The organism is Stenotrophomonas sp. TWI273 (genome assembly GCF_039674765.1).
GTDB lineage: Bacteria > Pseudomonadota > Gammaproteobacteria > Xanthomonadales > Xanthomonadaceae > Stenotrophomonas.
In genome coordinates this window covers 355,457-373,141 of record NZ_JBDJOA010000003.1, presented here as the reverse complement: position 1 = coordinate 373,141, position 17,685 = coordinate 355,457, and the positions used below count along the sequence as shown (strand labels likewise).

At 67.2% G+C, this 17,685-nt stretch carries 20 protein-coding genes; 18 read left to right on the top strand and 2 right to left on the bottom strand.

The annotated features are described in order from the left end of the window. The first annotated feature begins 205 nt into the window (after positions 1-205). From rpoE to recO, 9 genes are all read left to right on the top strand, one after another. On the top strand, positions 206-826 hold the full coding sequence (gene rpoE, locus ABE571_RS06285) for an RNA polymerase sigma factor RpoE (protein WP_313219082.1): 621 nt from the start codon (positions 206-208) through the stop codon (positions 824-826). Further along, positions 823-1,716: a sigma-E factor negative regulatory protein gene (locus tag ABE571_RS06280; RefSeq protein WP_346493381.1), complete on the top strand. Its 894-nt coding sequence runs from the start codon at positions 823-825 to the stop codon at positions 1,714-1,716. Before rpoE ends, ABE571_RS06280 begins: the two co-directional genes overlap by 4 nt. Positions 1,717-1,799: 83 nt before the next feature. Beyond that, positions 1,800-3,326: a DegQ family serine endoprotease gene (locus tag ABE571_RS06275; RefSeq protein ID WP_313211355.1), complete on the top strand. Its 1,527-nt coding sequence runs from the start codon at positions 1,800-1,802 to the stop codon at positions 3,324-3,326. A 168-nt stretch (positions 3,327-3,494) separates the two neighbouring features. Continuing rightward, on the top strand, positions 3,495-5,285 hold the full coding sequence (lepA, locus tag ABE571_RS06270; protein WP_313211392.1) for a translation elongation factor 4: 1,791 nt from the start codon (positions 3,495-3,497) through the stop codon (positions 5,283-5,285). 100 nt (positions 5,286-5,385) lie between these two features. Then, entirely contained in the window at positions 5,386-6,180 is a 795-nt protein-coding gene (gene lepB / locus ABE571_RS06265) for a signal peptidase I (RefSeq protein WP_313211356.1), read from the top strand. Positions 6,181-6,212: 32 nt separating this feature from the next. After that, a complete protein-coding gene (locus ABE571_RS06260; RefSeq protein WP_088434521.1) occupies positions 6,213-6,596 on the top strand; it encodes a DUF4845 domain-containing protein in 384 nt (127 codons plus the stop codon). Continuing rightward, entirely contained in the window at positions 6,586-7,266 is a 681-nt protein-coding gene (gene rnc, locus ABE571_RS06255; protein ID WP_313211357.1) for a ribonuclease III, read from the top strand. The genes ABE571_RS06260 and rnc overlap by 11 nt, the downstream gene beginning before the upstream one ends. Beyond that, positions 7,263-8,159: a GTPase Era gene (gene era / locus ABE571_RS06250; RefSeq protein WP_121038751.1), complete on the top strand. Its 897-nt coding sequence runs from the start codon at positions 7,263-7,265 to the stop codon at positions 8,157-8,159. Before rnc ends, era begins: the two co-directional genes overlap by 4 nt. Positions 8,160-8,190: 31 nt before the next feature. Continuing rightward, positions 8,191-8,916, top strand: coding sequence for a DNA repair protein RecO (gene recO, locus ABE571_RS06245; RefSeq protein WP_313211358.1), 726 nt, complete (start codon positions 8,191-8,193; stop codon positions 8,914-8,916). Positions 8,917-8,986: 70 nt separating this feature from the next. Here recO and ABE571_RS06240 read toward each other — a convergent pair whose 3' ends face one another. Beyond that, a complete protein-coding gene (locus tag ABE571_RS06240; RefSeq protein WP_313219076.1) occupies positions 8,987-9,721 on the bottom strand; it encodes a response regulator in 735 nt (244 codons plus the stop codon). 137 nt (positions 9,722-9,858) lie between these two features. Between ABE571_RS06240 and rlmD the strand changes: the two genes are divergently transcribed. Further along, positions 9,859-11,193 carry a 23S rRNA (uracil(1939)-C(5))-methyltransferase RlmD gene (gene rlmD / locus ABE571_RS06235; protein ID WP_313219074.1) on the top strand — a complete coding sequence of 445 codons (1,335 nt, stop codon included), beginning with the start codon at positions 9,859-9,861 and terminating at the stop codon, positions 11,191-11,193. A gap of 12 nt (positions 11,194-11,205) precedes the next feature. Here rlmD and ABE571_RS06230 read toward each other — a convergent pair whose 3' ends face one another. Next, positions 11,206-11,817, bottom strand: a complete 612-nt coding sequence (locus ABE571_RS06230) for a hypothetical protein (protein WP_346463031.1) — start codon at positions 11,815-11,817, stop codon at positions 11,206-11,208. Positions 11,818-11,895: 78 nt separating this feature from the next. Here ABE571_RS06230 and ABE571_RS06225 point away from each other — a divergent pair, with 78 nt between their 5' ends. From ABE571_RS06225 to ABE571_RS06190, 8 genes are all read left to right on the top strand, one after another. Then, positions 11,896-12,399: a CYTH domain-containing protein gene (locus ABE571_RS06225; RefSeq protein ID WP_313219071.1), complete on the top strand. Its 504-nt coding sequence runs from the start codon at positions 11,896-11,898 to the stop codon at positions 12,397-12,399. A 45-nt stretch (positions 12,400-12,444) separates the two neighbouring features. Continuing rightward, the gene (locus tag ABE571_RS06220; protein WP_346493380.1) at positions 12,445-13,137 is read left to right on the top strand and encodes a DsbA family oxidoreductase; all 693 of its coding nucleotides are present in this window, start codon (positions 12,445-12,447) and stop codon (positions 13,135-13,137) included. A gap of 67 nt (positions 13,138-13,204) precedes the next feature. Further along, positions 13,205-14,212, top strand: a complete 1,008-nt coding sequence (nagZ, locus tag ABE571_RS06215; RefSeq protein ID WP_346482874.1) for a beta-N-acetylhexosaminidase — start codon at positions 13,205-13,207, stop codon at positions 14,210-14,212. Beyond that, positions 14,212-14,766, top strand: coding sequence for a hypoxanthine-guanine phosphoribosyltransferase (locus tag ABE571_RS06210; RefSeq protein WP_019183441.1), 555 nt, complete (start codon positions 14,212-14,214; stop codon positions 14,764-14,766). The genes nagZ and ABE571_RS06210 overlap by 1 nt, the downstream gene beginning before the upstream one ends. After that, complete coding sequence (locus tag ABE571_RS06205; RefSeq protein WP_313211365.1) at positions 14,766-15,512, top strand: S-methyl-5'-thioinosine phosphorylase; 747 nt, start codon at positions 14,766-14,768, stop codon at positions 15,510-15,512. The genes ABE571_RS06210 and ABE571_RS06205 overlap by 1 nt, the downstream gene beginning before the upstream one ends. 88 nt (positions 15,513-15,600) lie before the next feature. Beyond that, on the top strand, positions 15,601-15,807 hold the full coding sequence (locus ABE571_RS06200) for a cold-shock protein (protein ID WP_019183439.1): 207 nt from the start codon (positions 15,601-15,603) through the stop codon (positions 15,805-15,807). Positions 15,808-15,871: 64 nt separating this feature from the next. Next, a complete protein-coding gene (locus ABE571_RS06195; protein WP_346482873.1) occupies positions 15,872-17,119 on the top strand; it encodes an NAD(P)/FAD-dependent oxidoreductase in 1,248 nt (415 codons plus the stop codon). Positions 17,120-17,371: 252 nt separating this feature from the next. Then, positions 17,372-17,641, top strand: a complete 270-nt coding sequence (locus ABE571_RS06190) for a hypothetical protein (protein WP_121038721.1) — start codon at positions 17,372-17,374, stop codon at positions 17,639-17,641. The last annotated feature ends 44 nt before the right edge of the window (positions 17,642-17,685 follow it).

The following is a 17,685-nucleotide window of genomic DNA, read 5'->3' as shown; positions in this document are numbered from 1 at the left end:
GGGCTATGATCCAGAGGTTGTTTCCTCCCCGTCAAATCCCTATAGCTGGGGGAGAGATACCGTCGATTCATTGCCTGGATCGGAAACCTTAACGGAACGGTGGTTAAAAGCTGGTGCGGCGCTGTGTGATCGAGCGCTGAACTTTTCCCGGGATTGGCAGTCTCATTGCCCGACGTCGGTTGGGCTGACAGGAGTGCGGCCCCCCATGGCCGAGGTTGAAACACCACAGGAGCTGGACCTGGAGCTGGTCCGACGTGTGCAGCGTGGCGAGAGCGCGGCGTTCGATGTCCTGGTACGCAAGTATCAGCATCGGGTCATCGCGCTGATCGGGCGCTACATCGCGGACTGGAGTGAATGTCAGGACGTGGCCCAGGACACTTTCGTCCGCGCGTATCGCGCGATCGGCAGTTTCCGTGGCGACGCCCAGTTCTATACCTGGTTGCACAGGATCGCCGTGAACACTGCCAAGAACCATCTCGCCGCCCACAACCGCCGCCCGCCCACCGATGACATCGAGATCGGGGACGCCGAGCAGTACGACAGCGGCACCCGCCTGCGCGACACCGACACGCCCGAACGCGAGTTGATGCGCCAGGAACTGGAACAGACGGTGATGAAGGCGGTCTCCGCGCTGCCTGAAGAACTGCGATCGGCCATCACCATGCGCGAGGTGGACGGCCTGAGCTACGACGAAATCGCGCAGAAGATGGGGTGCCCGATCGGCACCGTGCGGTCGCGGATCTTCCGTGCCCGTGAGGCGATCGACACTGAACTTCGGCCGCTGCTCGATGTGGGCAGCGCCACCCGCGAGAAGAGCCGCGCATGAGCCACGATATGTCCAATGATGCTTCCCGGGGCGCGTCCCCCGATAAATTCGACGCCCATTACCGGCAGCAGCTGTCGTCGTTGATCGATGGCGAGCTGTCCGCCGATGAAGCCCGTTTCATGCTGCGCCGGCTGGAACACGATGAGGCGTTGTCGAGCTGCAACGAACGCTGGCAGATGCTGGGCGATGTGCTGCGCGGGCAGGCCTGCGCGCCGGCGCCGGTCGATTTCGCCGAGCGTGTGCGCGTTTCCGTGGCGGCCGAGCCGGCACCGGCGATGCAGGCGCGTGTCGAGCGCAGCCAGGACCGTCAGGAACGGCGTGTCGGTTGGCGACGCTGGGGCGGGGGGGCGGCGTTGGCCGCCTCCGTCGCGGCCGTGGCGATGTTCATGACCCGCGAGCAGCTGCCGGCCCCGGCCCCGCTGGACGCGCCGACCACCATCATCGCCAGCCAGGCCGAGCTTCCTGCCGCGCCGGTGACCGAAGCCTCTGCCGCCGAACAGGCGCTCGCCGTGGCGGCGGTGCCCGCTGCCGCGGTGGCTGCCGCCAGCCGCCGCCAGGAGGTGGCGACGGCACGCCGCGCCAGCGCCACGCGTACCCAGCAGGCTGCGCGCAGCGCCGCCGAGCGCAGTGCCGAGCCGCAGCGGGCGATCGCCAGCCAGGCGCCGTTGGCCCCGGCCATGCCGGCGGCCGCCGCGCGGCAGTTCCCGTTCGGCGAGGTCGGCACTCTGCAGGCCAAGCCTTGGCCGCGCTCCAGTCTGGCCCCGGCCGCAGGTGGCGCGCTCAATGCGAGTTTCTCCACACAGGCGCCGCAGGCCGCGTTCTATCCGTTCGAGCCGCGCCTGCAGGAGTCGGCCGAATCGGCCGAACCCGCGCGCCGGCACCGCGACTGAGCATCGTCGCGCTGACGCTCCGCTCCGGCCTGTGCGCCGGAGCGTTCCCCCCCTTTGTTCCCTGACCCGGAGGTTCGTGTCTGATGACCGCCCGTATCCGTACCCATGCCCTGGCGCTGATCGCCATGACGCTCCCACTGGTGGCCTGCGCGCAGTCGCCGTCGCCGGCCACCGCTGCCGCGCCGGCGGCCGCTGCTGCACCCCGCGCGCCGGCGCCGCAGCTGGTCAGTGGCCTGCCGGACTTCACCCATCTGGTCGAACAGGTCGGGCCGGGCGTGGTCAATGTCGAGACCACCATCGTGCGCAGTAACCGCCAGGCACGCATGGCCGGGCCGTCCGATCAGGACATGCCGGAGTTCTTTCGCCGCTTCTTCGGCCCGGATTTCCAGATGCCAGGGCAGGGCGCGGACGGTCCCGATGACGGCACCCCGAGCATCCGCGGCCGCGGCATGGGGTCGGGCTTCATCATCTCCGCCGACGGCTACGTGCTGACCAATCACCATGTGGTCGCTGATGCCAGCGAAGTGAAGGTCAAGCTTGGCGATCGCCGTGAGTTCACCGCCAAGGTGGTCGGCAGTGACCAGCAGTACGACGTGGCACTGCTCAAGATCGACGGAAAGAATCTGCCGACCGTGCGCGTGGGCGACTCCAACACCCTCAAGCCTGGGCAATGGGTGGTCGCGATCGGTTCGCCGTTCGGGCTGGACCACTCCGTCACCGCTGGCGTAGTCAGCGCGGTCGGCCGCAGCACCGGCGGCCCGGACCAGCGCTATGTGCCCTTCATCCAGACCGACGTGGCGATCAACCAGGGCAACTCCGGTGGCCCGCTGCTCAATACCCGTGGTGAAGTGGTCGGCATCAACTCGCAGATCTTCTCCGCTTCTGGCGGCTACATGGGGATCAGCTTCGCGATCCCGATCGACCTGGCGATGGGTGCGGTGGAGCAGATCAAGAAGACCGGCCGGGTCAGCCGCGGCCAGCTCGGCGCGGCGGTCGGCCCGATCGATGGCCTCAAGGCCCAGGGGCTGGGCCTGCCGGACAGCCGCGGCGCGCTGGTCAACGAGGTGGTCGCGGGCAGCGCAGCGCTCAAGGCCGGTATCGAGCCGGGAGACGTGATCCGCTCGGTCAATGGCAGCCCGATCAACACCTTCAGCGATCTGCCGCCGGCCATCGGCGCGCTGCCGCCGGGCAGCAAGGTGCGCCTGAGCGTGCTGCGCGATGGCAAGGAGCGGGAGATCACCGCCACCCTGACCGAGCTGGCCGAAGACGCCGAGCGTGGCGCCGCCCGTCCTGCCGCGGACGCGGCCAAGCCCGAGGCCGGCGCCAATGCCCTGCTGGGGCTGGAGGTGGCCGACTTGACCGCCCCGCAGCGCCAGCAGCTGGGCCTGTCGGCGGGCGAGGGCGTGCGCATCACCCGGGTCAACGGCCAGTCCGCGCGTGACGCCGGCCTGTCGCCGGGCCTGGTGGTGCTGCAGGTCGGCCGGACCCCGGTCGGCAGCGTGGCCGCGCTGAACAAGGCGTTGGGCGGCTACGCCAAGGGCGATGTGGTCATGCTGCTGATCCGCGCCAACGGCAACAGCGCCTTCGTGGCGGTCAAGGCCGGGCAGTAAGCCCCGCCCCGCCTACGTTTCCGGGCCCGCTTCGGCGGGCCCGGTCGTTTCTGGCGGGCCGATCACGCCAATCGCGGGCGGCCGCACGCGGGACCGGGCCGGCCATGCGATAATCCGCAGTCATCCTGACGACGCGACGCGCCGCCGCCACCTATGTCTTCTGATTCGATGCGGTTCATCCGCAACTTCTCCATCATCGCCCACGTCGACCACGGCAAGTCCACGCTGGCCGATCGCATCATCCAGCTTTGCGGCGGCCTCCAGGCCCGTGAGATGGAGGCGCAGGTGCTCGACTCGAACCCGATCGAGCGCGAGCGTGGCATCACCATCAAGGCCCAGTCGGTCTCGCTGCCGTATGTCGCCAAAGACGGCCACACCTACCACCTGAACTTCATCGACACCCCCGGGCATGTCGACTTCTCCTATGAAGTCAGCCGCTCGCTGGCCGCCTGCGAAGGCGCGCTGCTGGTGGTCGATGCGGCCCAGGGCGTGGAAGCACAGTCCGTTGCCAACTGCTACACGGCGGTCGAGCAGGGCCTGGAAGTGGTGCCGGTGATCAACAAGATCGACCTGCCCACCGCCGACATCGACCGTGCCAAGGCCGAGATCGAGGCCGTGATCGGCATCGACGCCACCGACGCGGTGGCCGTCAGTGCCAAGACCGGCCTGAACGTGGGCGACGTGCTGGAAGCGATCGTGCATCGCATCCCGCCGCCGGTGCCGCGCGATACCGACAAGCTGCAGGCGCTGATCATCGACTCGTGGTTCGATAATTACCTCGGCGTGGTCTCGCTGGTGCGCGTGATGCAGGGCCAGATAAAGGCCGGCGACAAGCTGCAGGTGATGTCCACCGGCCGCAACCACCAGGTCGACAACGTCGGCGTGTTCACCCCCAAGCGCAAGGTGCTGCCGGCACTGAACGCCGGTGAGGTGGGCTGGGTGACGGCCAGCATCAAGGACGTGCACGGCGCGCCGGTCGGCGACACCCTGACCCTGGCCGCCGACCCGGCCGCCACGCCGCTGCCGGGCTTCCAGGAAATGCAGCCGCGCGTGTTCGCCGGCCTGTTCCCGGTCGATGCCGAGGATTACCCGGACCTGCGCGAAGCGCTGGACAAGCTGCGCCTGAACGATGCCGCGCTGCGCTTCGAGCCGGAAAGCTCCGAAGCCATGGGCTTCGGCTTCCGCTGCGGCTTCCTGGGCATGCTGCACATGGAAATCGTGCAGGAGCGCCTGGAGCGCGAGTACAACCTGGACCTGATCAGCACCGCGCCGACCGTGGTCTATGAAGTGCTCAAGACCGACGGCAGCATCATCAACATGGACAACCCGGCCAAGCTGCCGCCGGTGAACATGGTCGATGAGATCCGCGAGCCGATCATCCGCGCCAACGTGCTCACCCCCGAGGAGTACATCGGCAACATCATCAAGCTGTGCGAAGAAAAGCGCGGCAGCCAGATCGGCATCAACTACCTGGGCAGCCAGGTGCAGATCAGCTACGAGCTGCCGATGGCCGAGGTGGTGCTGGATTTCTTCGACAAGCTCAAGTCGGTCAGCCGCGGCTATGCCTCGCTGGACTATCACTTCGTGCGCTTCGATGCCGGCCCGTTCGTCCGCGTGGACGTGCTGATCAATGGCGACAAGGTCGATGCGCTGTCGCTGATTGTGCACCGCAGCCATGCCGACCGCCGGGGCCGCGAGCTGTGCGAGAAGATGAAGGAACTGATCCCGCGCCAGCAGTTCGACGTGGCCATCCAGGCCGCCGTCGGCTCGCAGATCATCTCGCGCACCACGGTCAAGGCGATGCGCAAGAACGTGCTGGCCAAGTGCTATGGTGGCGACGTTTCGCGCAAGAAGAAGCTGCTCGAGAAACAGAAGGAAGGCAAGAAGCGCATGAAGCAGGTCGGCCGCGTGGAAATCCCGCAGGAAGCCTTCCTGGCCGTGCTGCAGATGGACAAGTAAGGCCGGATGGCTTTCCCGGCAGCGGCAGGCGGTACCGGATCGGTGTCGCCGGACGCGCAGGGGCACACCACACCGCTGCAATCGTTCCCAAGGACACTGCATGAAATTGTTTGAGCTCCTCCTGGTCGTACTGACGTTGGCCTCGGGCCTGATCCTGCTGGCCGAAAAGCTGTACTTCGCCAAGCGCCGCGCCCAGCGCGCCGGCCTGCTGGACACCGAGCCGGTGATGGTCGACTACGCGCGGGCGTTCTTCCCGGTGCTGGCGATCGTGCTGGTGGTGCGCAGCTTCATCGCCGAGCCGTACAAGATCCCGTCCAGTTCGATGATGCCCAACCTGCTGATCGGCGATTTCATCCTGGTCAACAAGTTCTCCTACGGCCTGCGCCTGCCGCTGAACAACGCCAAGGTGATCCCGTTCGGCGAGCCCAAGCGCGGCGACGTGGTGGTGTTCCATTTCCCGGGCCACTCGGACAACGATCCGGCCAAGGGTGAGAACTTCATCAAGCGCGTGATCGGCGTGCCGGGCGACCAGATCGAGTTCCAGGGCAACGGCCTGATCCTCAACGGCGAGCCGGTCAAATACGACAACAAGGGTCTGTACGCAGGCCACAACGGTCAGGGCGAGGGCAGCTCGTTGCTGGTCGAGCACCTGCCGGGCCGCACGCATACCGTGCTGGAGACCGATTACGCGCGAGGCGAAGGGCAGTGGACCGTCCCGGCCGGCAAGTACCTGGTCATGGGCGACAATCGCGACAACAGTGACGACGGCCGTTTCTGGGGCCTGCTGCCGGAGGAGAATCTCCGGGGCAAGGCGTTCCTGATCTGGCTGAACTGCTCGGGCTGGTTCTGCAAGGACGGCTTCGAACCGTCGCGGATCGGCACGGCCATCCATTGATTCATGGCACACGCGTATCTGGGGAGAACGCAATGAAGAACATGACATCGCAGCGCGGCATCACCTTGACCTCGTTCCTGGTGGTGCTGATCGTGGTCGCCTTCTTCCTGTACATCGGGATGAAGCTGTTCCCGATGTACCAGGAGTACTACGCCGTGCGTTCGGCGATGAAGAGCCTGGCCAAGGAGCCGGGCGTGGGCAACATGGAGCCGCGCCGCATCCAGGAGATGTTCTTCAAGCGCCTGTACATCAATTACTCCGAAAACGTGAAACCCGCCGACGTGAAGTTCGATCGCATCGATGGCGGCTGGAACATGAAGGTCTACTACGAAGTGCGCCGTGAAATGATCGGTAATCTGGACGTGGTGGGCAAATTTGATTCAAACCAGGAATTGACCCGTAGCGGTGCCGACTAAGACCTTCCAACGCGGTGACCTGATCGGTCACGCCTTCAACGATCCGGGCCTGCTCCAGCAGGCGCTGACGCATCGCAGCGCCGGCACGCCCAACAATGAGCGGCTGGAATTCCTCGGCGACAGCATCGTCAACATGATGGTGGCCCAGGCGCTCTACGAACGCTGGCCCAAGGCCGACGAGGGCGCGCTGACCCGTGCCCGGGCCGAGCTGGTGCGCGAAGGCGCGCTGGCGGTGATCGCGCGCGAGCTGCAGCTCGGTGAGCGCCTGATCCTGGGGCCCGGCGAGATGAAGACCGGCGGCCACCGCCGTGACTCCATCCTGGCCGATGCGCTGGAAGCGGTGGTCGCGGCGATCTACCTCGATGCCGGCTTTGCCGCCTGCCAGGCGGTGGTGCTGCCCTGGTTCAGCGCCTCGATGCAGGCCCTGCCGGCCACCGGCAAGCCCGAGAAAGACCCCAAGACACGGCTGCAGGAATGGCTGCAGGCCCGCCAGAAGGCGCTGCCGCTGTACGAGCTGGTGTCAGAATCGGGTGACGATCACGCCAAGACCTTCCGGGTACGCTGCGGCGTAACCGACCCCGCTGTCAGCACCGAAGGCGAAGGTGCCTCGCGACGGCTGGCCGAACAACAAGCGGCTGCCGCCGCCCTTGAGCAATTGGATTCCAAGTGAACGAAGCAACCCCCCATCGTTCCGGCAGCGTGGCCGTCATCGGTCGCCCCAACGTCGGCAAATCCACCCTGACCAACGCCCTGGTGGGCGCCAAGGTCAGCATCGTCTCCAACCGCCCGCAGACCACGCGGCACCGGTTGCTCGGCATTGCCAGCTACCCGGAAGGCCAGATCGTGCTGGTCGATACCCCCGGCCTGCACCGTGCGCAGAAGCGCGCCATGAACCGGGTGATGAACCGCGCCGCGCGCGGCTCGCTCGAGGGCGTGGACGCGGGCATGCTGGTGATCGAGGCCGGCCGCTGGGATGACGAAGACACCCTGGCCTTCAATGTGCTCAGCGACTCGGGCATCCCGGTGGTGCTGGTGGTCAACAAGATCGATCGCCTGAAGGACAAGGGCGCGCTGCTGCCGTTCCTGCAGCAGGTCACCGAAGGCCGCACCTTTGCGGCGGTGCACCCGATCTCGGCGCAGAAGCGCAACGGCCTGGAGTCGCTGGTCCGCGACCTGATGAAGCTGTTGCCGGAAGCCCCGCCGATGTTCGGCGAAGACGAGATCACCGACCGCAGCCAGCGCTTCCTCGCCGGTGAACTGGTCCGCGAGCAGCTGATGCGCCAGCTGGGCGAGGAACTGCCGTACGCGACCACGGTCGAGATCGAGCGCTTTGTCGAAGACGGCAACCTGCTGCGCATCGGCGCGGTGATCTGGGTCGAACGCGAAGGCCAGAAGGCGATCGTGATCGGCAAGGCCGGCACCCGCCTGAAGGAAATCGGCGCCAAATCGCGCCTGCAGATGGAGCGCCTGTTCGGCGCCAAGGTCTTCCTGGAGACCTGGGTGCGCGTGCGCGAGGGCTGGTCCGACGACGAAGCCGCGCTCAAGGCGTTCGGCTACGAATAAGCCGGCCACTCCGGCCCCGGGCGGTTGAGTCATGCGCATCGACGATGAACCGGCCTTCGTACTGCACGCCCGGGCCTGGCGGGAAACCAGTCTGCTGGTCGAGGTGCTGACCGAGCAGTACGGCCGCATCGGGGTGCTGGCGCGGGGCGTGTCCAGCCCGCGCAGCCAGGCGTTGCGCGCGGCCCTGCAGCCGCTGCAGTGGATCCGCCTGACGGCCGTGCAGCGGGGCGAACTGGCCCAGCTGCGCGGTGCCGAGGCCTTGGACGCCGCGCCCCGGCTCACCGGTGAGGCGATGCTGGCCGGCTTCTATATCAACGAACTGATGATGCGGCTGGCGCCCCGCCAAGATCCGCTGCCCGAGCTGTACGACCATTACGCGCAGGTGCGTGCGCGGCTGCGTGACGGGGAGCCCCTGGCCTGGACGCTGCGTCGTTTCGAGCGCGACCTGCTGGAGGCCCTGGGCTTCGGTTTCGATCTGCTGCATGGCAGCGATGAGGAGCCGGTGGACCCGGCGGCGCGCTATGAGCTGGATCCGCAGGAGGGGCCGCGCCGCCTGCTCAGCGACCGTGGCGTGGATCAACGCCGGGGTACGGCCACCGGCAGCGCGCTGCTGGCGCTGGCCGCCGATGACATGCCGGGGCCCGAAGATCTGGGCAGCCTGCGCCGGCCGATGCGCGCGGTGCTGATGCACCATCTGGGCGGGCGGGGGCTCAAATCCTGGGAAATGCTGGAGGACCTGGCCCGGCGGCGCACGTAAGCGCTGCTGGGCCGCGGGATCCTTGCGGCGTAACTCATGCGGCGCCGGTGCCCCGGCTGCCGCCCCGCGCTCACTGCAGCAGGGCGTCCACTGCCACGCGGAAGCGGTTCTGCGCACCGGTCGACTCCGGCGCCTGGTGCAGCTGCCGGACTGCCCGCGCCAGGCGGGCGGCGCCGACGAACCCGCAGCTGGCCTGCAACCGGTGCAGCTGCCCACGCAGGGCCCGTACATCGTCCTCGCGCAGGGCCTGGGCGACTGCATCGCGCACGCCGGGCAACTCGGCCAGGAACAGTTCGCGCAGCGCGATGAGGTGGTGGCGCTGCCCATTCAGCGCGGCCAGGGCGGTGGTTTCGTCCCAATCCTGACGCAGGCCGTCAGCGTCGTCCGCCTCCGGGCCGAGCGGCGCCGACAGGCTGCCCGCGGTATGCACCAGGGCGCGGCGGACGGCTTTGAGCAGGTGCTCGCGGCTCAGCGGCTTGACCAGGGTCTCGCTGAAACCGGCATCGCGCAGGCGCGAGTGGATCGAGGTGTCGCCGTCGGCGGTATGCGCCAGCGCCGGGGTATCCGGACGCGAGCGGCGCAGTTCCTGCAGCAGTTGGGTGCCATTGCCGTCGGGCAGGTTCACATCGATCAGCCACAGATCGTGTTGGCTGCCGCGGGCGCGGTCCATGGCCGTGGCCAGTGAATCGGCGGTATCGACCTGGGCCGGCAGGGTTTCCAGCGCGGCCTTGAAGAAGCCGCGGCTGATGGTGTCGTCCTCGACGAGCAGGAATCGGGGCATGGGATCCCTCGGGGTCATCTGCATTTGGGCTGCCTCCATGTCAGCTGCGCCCATCTTAAACGTGAAGTGGCCCGCCGCAAGCCTCCCGGCGGCATAGCGGCTCAGCTTGCAGTTGGTATCTGCGACAATACGCACCCTTTTTGCCCGCAGCCTGTTGCCACGTGGCCCGAACCCGCTCCCGCCTCGACCGAACCCCCTTCCAGACCGACATCCTCGACCTCAGCCATGACGGCCGTGGCGTTGCCCGCCGCGACGGCGAGGGTGGCAAGGTCACCTTCATCACCGGCGCGCTGCCGGGTGAGGTGGTGACCGCCGAGCCGACCGCGCGCAATCGTCATTTCGATGAAGCCCGGACCCTCGAGGTCGTACAGGCCTCGCCGCAGCGGGTGACCCCGCGCTGCCCGCATTTCGGCGTCTGCGCCGGCTGCGTGCTGCAGCATCTGGAGGAGTCGCAGCAGATCGTGGCCAAGCAGCGCGTGCTGATCGACAACCTGACCCGGATCGGCCACGTCACGCCGGGCACTGTGCTGCCGCCGCTGGTCGGCGACAGCTGGGGCTACCGCCGCAAGGGCCGCTTCTCGGTGCGCCGCGTGGAGAAGAAGGACAAGACCCTGGTCGGCTTCCGCGAGCTGGATCCGCGCTTCGTCGCGGACCTGAGCCAGTGCCTGACCGTCATTCCGGAAATCGGCATGAAGGTCGGCGTGCTGTCCGAGTTCATCGAGACGCTCGATGGCAAACGCGATATCCCCCAGATCGAATTCATCGCCGGGGATGACGCGATCGTCCTGACCATCCGCCACATGCAACCGCTCAGCGACGCTGACCGCGCCGCATGGACTGCCTTCGGGCAGGAACATGGTTTTGCGATCTCGCTGCAGCCCGGCGGCGTCGAGTCGGTGCACCCGCTGTGGCCGGCCGAGGTGCCGCTGTCGTTCAAGCTGGCACCGTGGGATGTCGAGCTGGCGTTCCGCCCGCTGGACTTCATCCAGGTCAACGCCAAGCTCAACGTGCAGATGATCGCCCACGCGCTGGCGCTGCTCGATGCGGGCCCGGACGAGCGCGTACTGGATCTGTTCTGCGGGCTGGGCAACTTCACCCTGCCGCTGGCGCGCACCGTGCGCAATGTGGTCGGTGTGGAAGGCGATGCCGGCCTGGTGGCACGTGCGAAAGAGAACGCCGTGCGCAACGGGCTGGGGAATGCCGAATTCTACGCAGCGGACCTGACCCAGGACCAGCGCCAGACGCCGTGGATGCGCCAGGGCTTCGACAAGCTGCTGCTGGATCCGCCGCGCTCGGGCGCCATCGAAGTGCTGCAGCAGCTGCCGCTGAAGCAGTTCAAGCGGATCGTCTACGTTAGCTGCCATCCCGGCTCGCTGGCGCGCGACGCCGGCTACCTGGTCAATGAGCAGGGTTTCACCCTGGTCTCGGCCGGCGCGATGGACATGTTCCCGCACACCGCGCACGTGGAAAGCATCGCGGTGTTCGAAAAGCGCTGACGGCGTTCGCGCTTACCGGCCGTTCCCCGGTGCGGCGTTCTGCCACTGGCCCTGTGCGTCGAACACATAGGTCTGCGGGTAGGTCCCGCGCTCGGTGTCATCGCCCGCGGTGATATCGCAGCGGATGTCTGGCGACTGCGTGCTGTGCAGTTCGCAGTCGTCGACCGCAAGAATCTGCACGCGCTGCTGGTAGGCGCGCAGTTCGTCGCGGGCGGCGGTATCGGTGATGGATGCGGCACGATGACCGAGCTGTTCGATGAGCAGTTCGCGGACACGCTCGCGCGGGGGAACCGGCGCATCGACATCGGCCCGCTGCATCGCCCAGCCCATGCCCTGCGGAACGAAGCGCAGCATCCGGTAGCGGTTCTTGAGCCCGATCTCCATGCCGACCAGGCACTCGTAGGCACCGGTGACCGTCGTGCTGGCAAAGCACGGGCCATGCTCGAACCCGCGCGGGGTGAACATCGATTGCAGCAGCAGATCCTGCGCGGAGGCCGCCGGCGTCTTCTCCGCCTCGATCATGGCCATGATCGCCGCCTCGATCTGCGCAGGCGTGGGCGGCGTCGCGGCGAACCCGGGCAGTGGCAGCAGGGTCAACAACAGCGTGGGGAAGAGCGGCTTCATCGGGCGTCCTTGCAGGGCAGCCGGCCAGTATAGGAGCAGGCCGTGGCCGCATGATCGTGATCGCCGCATACTGTGCGCATGGGCATTGAAATCGAACGCAAATACCTCGTCACCGGTGAGGGCTGGCGCACTGCCGCGCACGCGGTGATCCCGATGGCGCAGGGCTATCTCAACGACACCGCCTCATTGGACAGCGGCGCACAGAAGGCCTCGGTGCGCGTGCGCATCCAGGGCGAGCAGGCCTTCCTCAACATGAAATCGCGCGAGATCGGGCATACCCGGCAGGAGTTCGATTACCCGATCCCGGTGGACGATGCGCGCGCGCTGCTGGCGCTGTGTGTCGGCGGGTTGATCGACAAGCGTCGGCATCTGGTCGAGCACGAGGGGCTGCTGTGGGAAGTGGACGAGTTCCTGGGCGAAAACGCCGGGCTGGTGGTGGCCGAAGTCGAGCTCGAGCACGCCGATCAGGCCATCACGCTGCCCGACTGGGCCGGCGCTGAGGTCACCGACGAGGTCCGTTATTACAATCTGGCGCTGGCTGCCCATCCGTTTTCACGCTGGTCCAGTGCTGAACGCGGCTGACCGCCAGACCTTGTAAACGCCGCGCAGCACCCACAATCTGGCGAGATGAAAATCGATATCTGGTCGGATGTGGTGTGTCCCTGGTGTTGGATCGGCAAGCACCGGTTCCAGCAGGGCCTGGCGCTGTTGGGGGATGACGCCCCCGAGGTGGAGGTGCACTGGCACCCCTTCCTGCTGGATCCCGACGCGGGCACCACCCCGGTACCGCTGCGCGAGGCCTATGCGGCCAAGTTCGGCAGTGCCGAGCGCACCGAGCAGATCCTGACCCAGACCCAGACCGCTGCGCGCGCTGAAGGCCTGCCGATGGATTTCGACCAGGGCCAGGTCCGGGTCACCACGCTGCCAGCGCACCGCCTGATGTGGCTGGCCGGGCGTGAAGGCGTCCAGGCCGCGGTCGGCGAGGCCCTGTTCCGCGCGCATTTTGCAGAGGGCCGCAACCTGGCCGAGCCGCAGACCCTGATCGATGCCGGCGCCGCCGGTGGCCTCAGCGCCGATCGGATCACCACACTGCTGGTCGGTGAGGAAGGGCTGGCGGAGATCCAGGCACAACTGGCGCAGGCGCAGCGGTTTGGCATTCAGTCGGTGCCCACCTTCGTGATCGACGATACGTACGCCATCCAGGGGGCCCAGCCGCCGGAGGCCTTCGCCCAGGCGCTGCGCCAGATCGCGGCGGAAACCCCGCCGGCAGGGGCTGCCGGGCAGGGCGCTGGCTGCGCCCCGGACGGCTGCGAGGTCTGACGCTGCGCGCGGGTTCTGCGACAATGCGGCAGTGCGCCATGGTGGCGCCCCGTATTGGAGACACCCCATGCTCGTGATCGGCGTTGCCGGGACCGAACTCACCGCCCAGGAACGCGAGTGGCTGCAGCACGACGCCGTGGCCGGCGTGATCCTGTTCAAGCGCAATTTCGCCTCGCGCGAGCAGGTGGCCGAGCTGTCGGCGGCCATCCGCGCCGCCGCGCCGCGCCCGCAGCTGATCTGCGTGGACCAGGAAGGCGGGCGCGTGCAGCGCTTCCGTGACGGTTACAGCGCGCTGCCGCCGCTGCAGGGCTTCGATGCCCTGTACGCCACCGATCCCGAGGCTGCGCTGGCATTGGCCGAACAGCATGCCTGGCTGATGGCCAGTGAAGTGCGCGCCAGCGGTGTGGACCTCAGCTTCGCCCCGGTGGTCGATCTGGGCCGTGGCAACCTGGCCATCGGCGATCGCGCGTTCAGCGCGGACCCGCAGGTGGTGGCTGCGTTCACCGCTGCCTATGTGCGCGGCATGCACAGCGTCGGCATGGCTGCCACGCTCAAGCATTTCCCCGGGCACGGCACCGTGCTGGAAGACACCCATTTCCACGATGCGAGCGACCCGCGTTCGCTCGATGAACTACGCGCGCTGGACCTGATCCCGTTCGCGGCCGGCATCACTGCCGGCGCCGATGCGGTGATGATGGCCCACGTGGTCTACCCACAGGTCGCGCCGGAGCCGGCCGGCTACTCGCCACGCTGGATCCAGCAGATCCTGCGCGAGGAGATGGGCTTCCGTGGTGTGGTCTTCTCCGATGACATCGGCATGGCCGCCTCGTTCTCGGCCGGTGGCGTCAAGGCGCGCGTGGATGCGCACCTGGAGGCCGGCTGCGACGTGGTGCTGGTCTGCCACCCCGAACTGGTGGAAGAATCACTGCGCGCGGTCGAAGGCCGCACCCTCAACACCGCTGCGCTGCTCGGCCTGATCGGTCGCGGCGCGCTGGGCTGGGACGGCCTGCTGGCCGATTCCCGCCACGGCACCACCCAATCCCGTTTGCTTGACACCCTTGGAAGAACCGTCTGATGCCCAACCTCACCATTTCCCAGGCCCTGGCCCAGGCCGACCTGCTGGTCGACCGTCCCACCATCGACAAGGCCATCGCTGGCATCGCCGACGCCATCGCGCGCGATTACAAGGGCGAGGTCCCGCTGTTCCTGTCGATCATGCACGGCGCGCTGCCGTTCGCCGGCCAGCTTGCGCTGGAGCTGGGCGCACGCGGCCAGGACGTGCAGTTCGATTACCTGCACGCCACCCGCTACCGCGGTGAAACCACCGGCGGCGATCTGGTCTGGAAGCACAAGCCGGCCACCGCGCTGTTCGGCCGCCGCGTGCTGCTGGTCGATGACATCCTGGATGAGGGTTACACGCTGCAGGGCGTGCGCACCTGGTGCCTGGAGCAGGGTGCCACCGACGTGCGCATCGCCGCGCTGACGGTCAAGCTGCACGACCGCGCGCTGCCGGACGTCAAGGCCGACTACGCTGGCATCGACCTGCCGGACCGCTACGTGTTCGGGTTCGGCATGGACGTCAACGAAACGCTGCGCTGCGTGCCGGCCATCTACGCGATGAAGGAATGATGGAGCACATTTCTCTCGCCGTCATCGGCGGCACCGGCGTCTACAAGCTGGCCCAGCTCGATGACGTGAGCAGCCACCAGGTCGAGACACGGTACGGCACGCCGTCCGGTCCGATCCGCGTCGGCACGCTGCTGGGCCAGCGCGTGGCCTTCCTGGCGCGCCACGGTGAAGGCCACTCGCTGCCGCCGCACAAGATCAACTACCGCGCCAACCTCGCCGCGCTCCAGCAGATCGGCGCGCAGCGCGTGCTTGCGCTCAATACAGTTGGCGGGATCACCGAACCGTTCGGCCCGCGCGTGCTGGCCTGCCCGGACCAGCTGATCGATTACACCTGGGGCCGCATCTCCACCCTGTGCGAAGAGCCGGGTACCGAGGTGCTGCACGTGGACTTCGGGCACCCGTATACACCGATGCTGCGCAGCAAGGTGCTGGCCGCGGCGAAAGTGACCGGCGTGCGCCTGCAGGACGGTGGTTGCTACGGTGCCACCCAGGGCCCGCGCCTGGAAACCAATGCGGAAATCGCGCGCATGCGCCGCGATGGCTGCGATCTGGTCGGCATGACCGGGATGCCCGAAGCGAGCCTGGCCCGTGAGCTTGGCCTGGACTATGCATGCCTGGCGATTGTGGCCAACTGGGCCGCCGGCTGTGGCGATGGCGATGAAATCACGATGGCCGAAGTACTGGCCAATGTGGACGCTGCCTCCTCCGGCCTGCCCGAATTGATCGGTGAATTGGCACGGGGGTGATTGTCATTCCGGTACAAGGTTTGCATACTCCGCCAGTGCGCTGGTTGAGCGTACACCACCCATTCATAGAAGAAGGTCTCGCATCACCATGCCGAACGGTACCGTCAAGTGGTTCAACGACGCCAAGGGATTTGGCTTTATTTCGCCGGAGGACGGCAGCGCCGACGTCTTCGCGCACTTCTCCGCGATCAACTCCAAGGGCTTCCGCAGTCTGCAGGAAGGCCAGAAGGTCACCTATGACGTGACCCAGGGCCCGAAGGGCGCCCAAGCCTCGAACATCGTGCCGGCTGAGTGATTTTTTCAGCTGCGCATTGAAAACCCCGCTTCGGCGGGGTTTTTTTTCATCAGTGAGTCCGCGCATGTCCCCTCGTCGCACCATCGCCATCGTCGGTTACGGCACCGCTGGCCAAGCAGCGTCGATCCTGCTTTCACGTGACCATCACGAGGTGCACGTATTCGAGCGTGCCGCCACCCCGGGTCCCGTCGGTGCGGGGTTCCTGCTCCAGCCCAGCGGTCTGGACGTGCTCTGGCAGATGGATCTGCTGCCCGCAGTGCTCCGCCACGGCGCTGCCGTGCGTCGCCTGTACGGCGAGACGCCGTGCGGACGCGCGGTGATGGACATGCGGTATGTCCATCTGGATGCCGCACTGTACGGCGTGGGCATGCAGCGCGGCGCGTTGTTCTCGCTGCTGGCAGCTGCGTGGGAACAGCCGGGCAACCTGCAGGCCGGTACTGCCATCGTCGAGGTCGACACCGCGCAGGGACGCGTGCGTGACACAGACGGGCGCTGGCACGGGCCGTACGATCTGGTGATTGCGGCCGATGGTGCCGCCTCCTCGCTGCGCGCGCAGGTGCAGGGCACCTCGCTGGACCGCGAATACCCGTGGGGCGCGCTGTGGTGCCTGCTGCCGCGCGGCGACTGGCCGCACGTGGATGAACTGCGGCAACGCTATGTGGCCGCGCGCAAGATGATCGGGCTGCTGCCGGTAGGGACCCGGCCGGGCAACGATGCGCCACAGCTGAGTTTCTTCTGGAGCCTGCCACGTGACCGCTTCGCACAGTGGGAGCGTGACGGCATGGCCCGCTGGCTCGATGAGATCGCCACGCTGTGGCCGCAGGCGCATGAGCGCCTCGCCGGCGTGACGGAACCGGGTCAACTGGCCCGCGCCGGGTACCGCGACGCCGTGCTCTCGCGCTGGCATCGCGGGCGGCTGGTGCTGGTCGGCGATGCGGCGCACGCGATGAGTCCACAGCTGGGGCAGGGCGTGAACATGGCGCTGATGGATGCGCTGGCGTTGCGCGACGCACTGCGTGCGCACGCCGATGCCGATGTCGCGCTGCGGGCCTACCAGGTGCAGCGGCGCGCCCACGTGGCGATCTACCAGTACTGGAGTCGATGGCTGACGCCCTTGTTCCAGTCCGAACGCGATGGACTGGCGCGCGCACGCGATGTGCTGTTCCAACCCATGGGCCGCGTGCCGGGTGGGCGCGGGCATATGCTCCGCGTGCTCAGCGGAACCCAACGTGGCTGGCTGGGCAGACTGCCGTTGTCGCCCGCGTTCGTGCAGGCGATGCATGCCGCGCGAGCGACGGATGGCATCAGCTGATAACCCTGTGTATCGGTGCACGCGCCGATGTGAAGGCGTGAATAACATTCATTGACGGTGGACTCACCGCTGGCATGGGACAACACTCTGGCAAACGCAGCGCTCGCGCGCTTATCCATGCGCGCCCTGCTGACACCGCTGATGCGCGTCCAATTCCTGATCGCGTGGAGGCCCGCGACGGCGGGGTGGTACGGTGATGCTGCGTTTGCGACCTACGGTCCGGTGGACCGATCGCAACCCAAGGAGATTGAAATGCTGTTCTCGGCCGAAACTCTGGAAAGTGAAATCCGCAAACTGCGCGGACTACTGCAGATGCTGCATGAGGATCAGCCGGACGTGATGGAAGACGTGTTCGAGTTCCATGTGACCAGCCTCATCACGCACGCCGCGCCGGAGCACCATCCGCGCATCCGTGCCGCCGCCCATGACATGCTGACCGCGATCCAGCGGCAACCCGTGCGGCCCAATCCGAATGCACCGGATATCCGGTTGATGCCCGACCTGTTGGCCTCGGCTGCCTGATCCAGGCAAGGTAGCTGGGGTCACGTACGTCGCGCGCTGTCCGA

Coding starts and splice junctions, on each gene's coding strand:
- rpoE (WP_313219082.1), top strand. CDS start 206: ATGGCCGAGGTTGAAACACCACAGGAGCTGGACCTGGAGCTGGTCCGA.
- ABE571_RS06280 (WP_346493381.1), top strand. CDS start 823: ATGAGCCACGATATGTCCAATGATGCTTCCCGGGGCGCGTCCCCCGAT.
- ABE571_RS06275 (WP_313211355.1), top strand. CDS start 1,800: ATGACCGCCCGTATCCGTACCCATGCCCTGGCGCTGATCGCCATGACG.
- lepA (WP_313211392.1), top strand. CDS start 3,495: ATGCGGTTCATCCGCAACTTCTCCATCATCGCCCACGTCGACCACGGC.
- lepB (WP_313211356.1), top strand. CDS start 5,386: ATGAAATTGTTTGAGCTCCTCCTGGTCGTACTGACGTTGGCCTCGGGC.
- ABE571_RS06260 (WP_088434521.1), top strand. CDS start 6,213: ATGAAGAACATGACATCGCAGCGCGGCATCACCTTGACCTCGTTCCTG.
- recO (WP_313211358.1), top strand. CDS start 8,191: ATGCGCATCGACGATGAACCGGCCTTCGTACTGCACGCCCGGGCCTGG.
- ABE571_RS06240 (WP_313219076.1), bottom strand. CDS start 9,721: ATGCAGATGACCCCGAGGGATCCCATGCCCCGATTCCTGCTCGTCGAG.
- ABE571_RS06230 (WP_346463031.1), bottom strand. CDS start 11,817: ATGAAGCCGCTCTTCCCCACGCTGTTGTTGACCCTGCTGCCACTGCCC.
- ABE571_RS06225 (WP_313219071.1), top strand. CDS start 11,896: ATGGGCATTGAAATCGAACGCAAATACCTCGTCACCGGTGAGGGCTGG.
- ABE571_RS06220 (WP_346493380.1), top strand. CDS start 12,445: ATGAAAATCGATATCTGGTCGGATGTGGTGTGTCCCTGGTGTTGGATC.
- nagZ (WP_346482874.1), top strand. CDS start 13,205: ATGCTCGTGATCGGCGTTGCCGGGACCGAACTCACCGCCCAGGAACGC.
- ABE571_RS06210 (WP_019183441.1), top strand. CDS start 14,212: ATGCCCAACCTCACCATTTCCCAGGCCCTGGCCCAGGCCGACCTGCTG.
- ABE571_RS06205 (WP_313211365.1), top strand. CDS start 14,766: ATGGAGCACATTTCTCTCGCCGTCATCGGCGGCACCGGCGTCTACAAG.
- ABE571_RS06200 (WP_019183439.1), top strand. CDS start 15,601: ATGCCGAACGGTACCGTCAAGTGGTTCAACGACGCCAAGGGATTTGGC.
- ABE571_RS06195 (WP_346482873.1), top strand. CDS start 15,872: ATGTCCCCTCGTCGCACCATCGCCATCGTCGGTTACGGCACCGCTGGC.
- ABE571_RS06190 (WP_121038721.1), top strand. CDS start 17,372: ATGCTGTTCTCGGCCGAAACTCTGGAAAGTGAAATCCGCAAACTGCGC.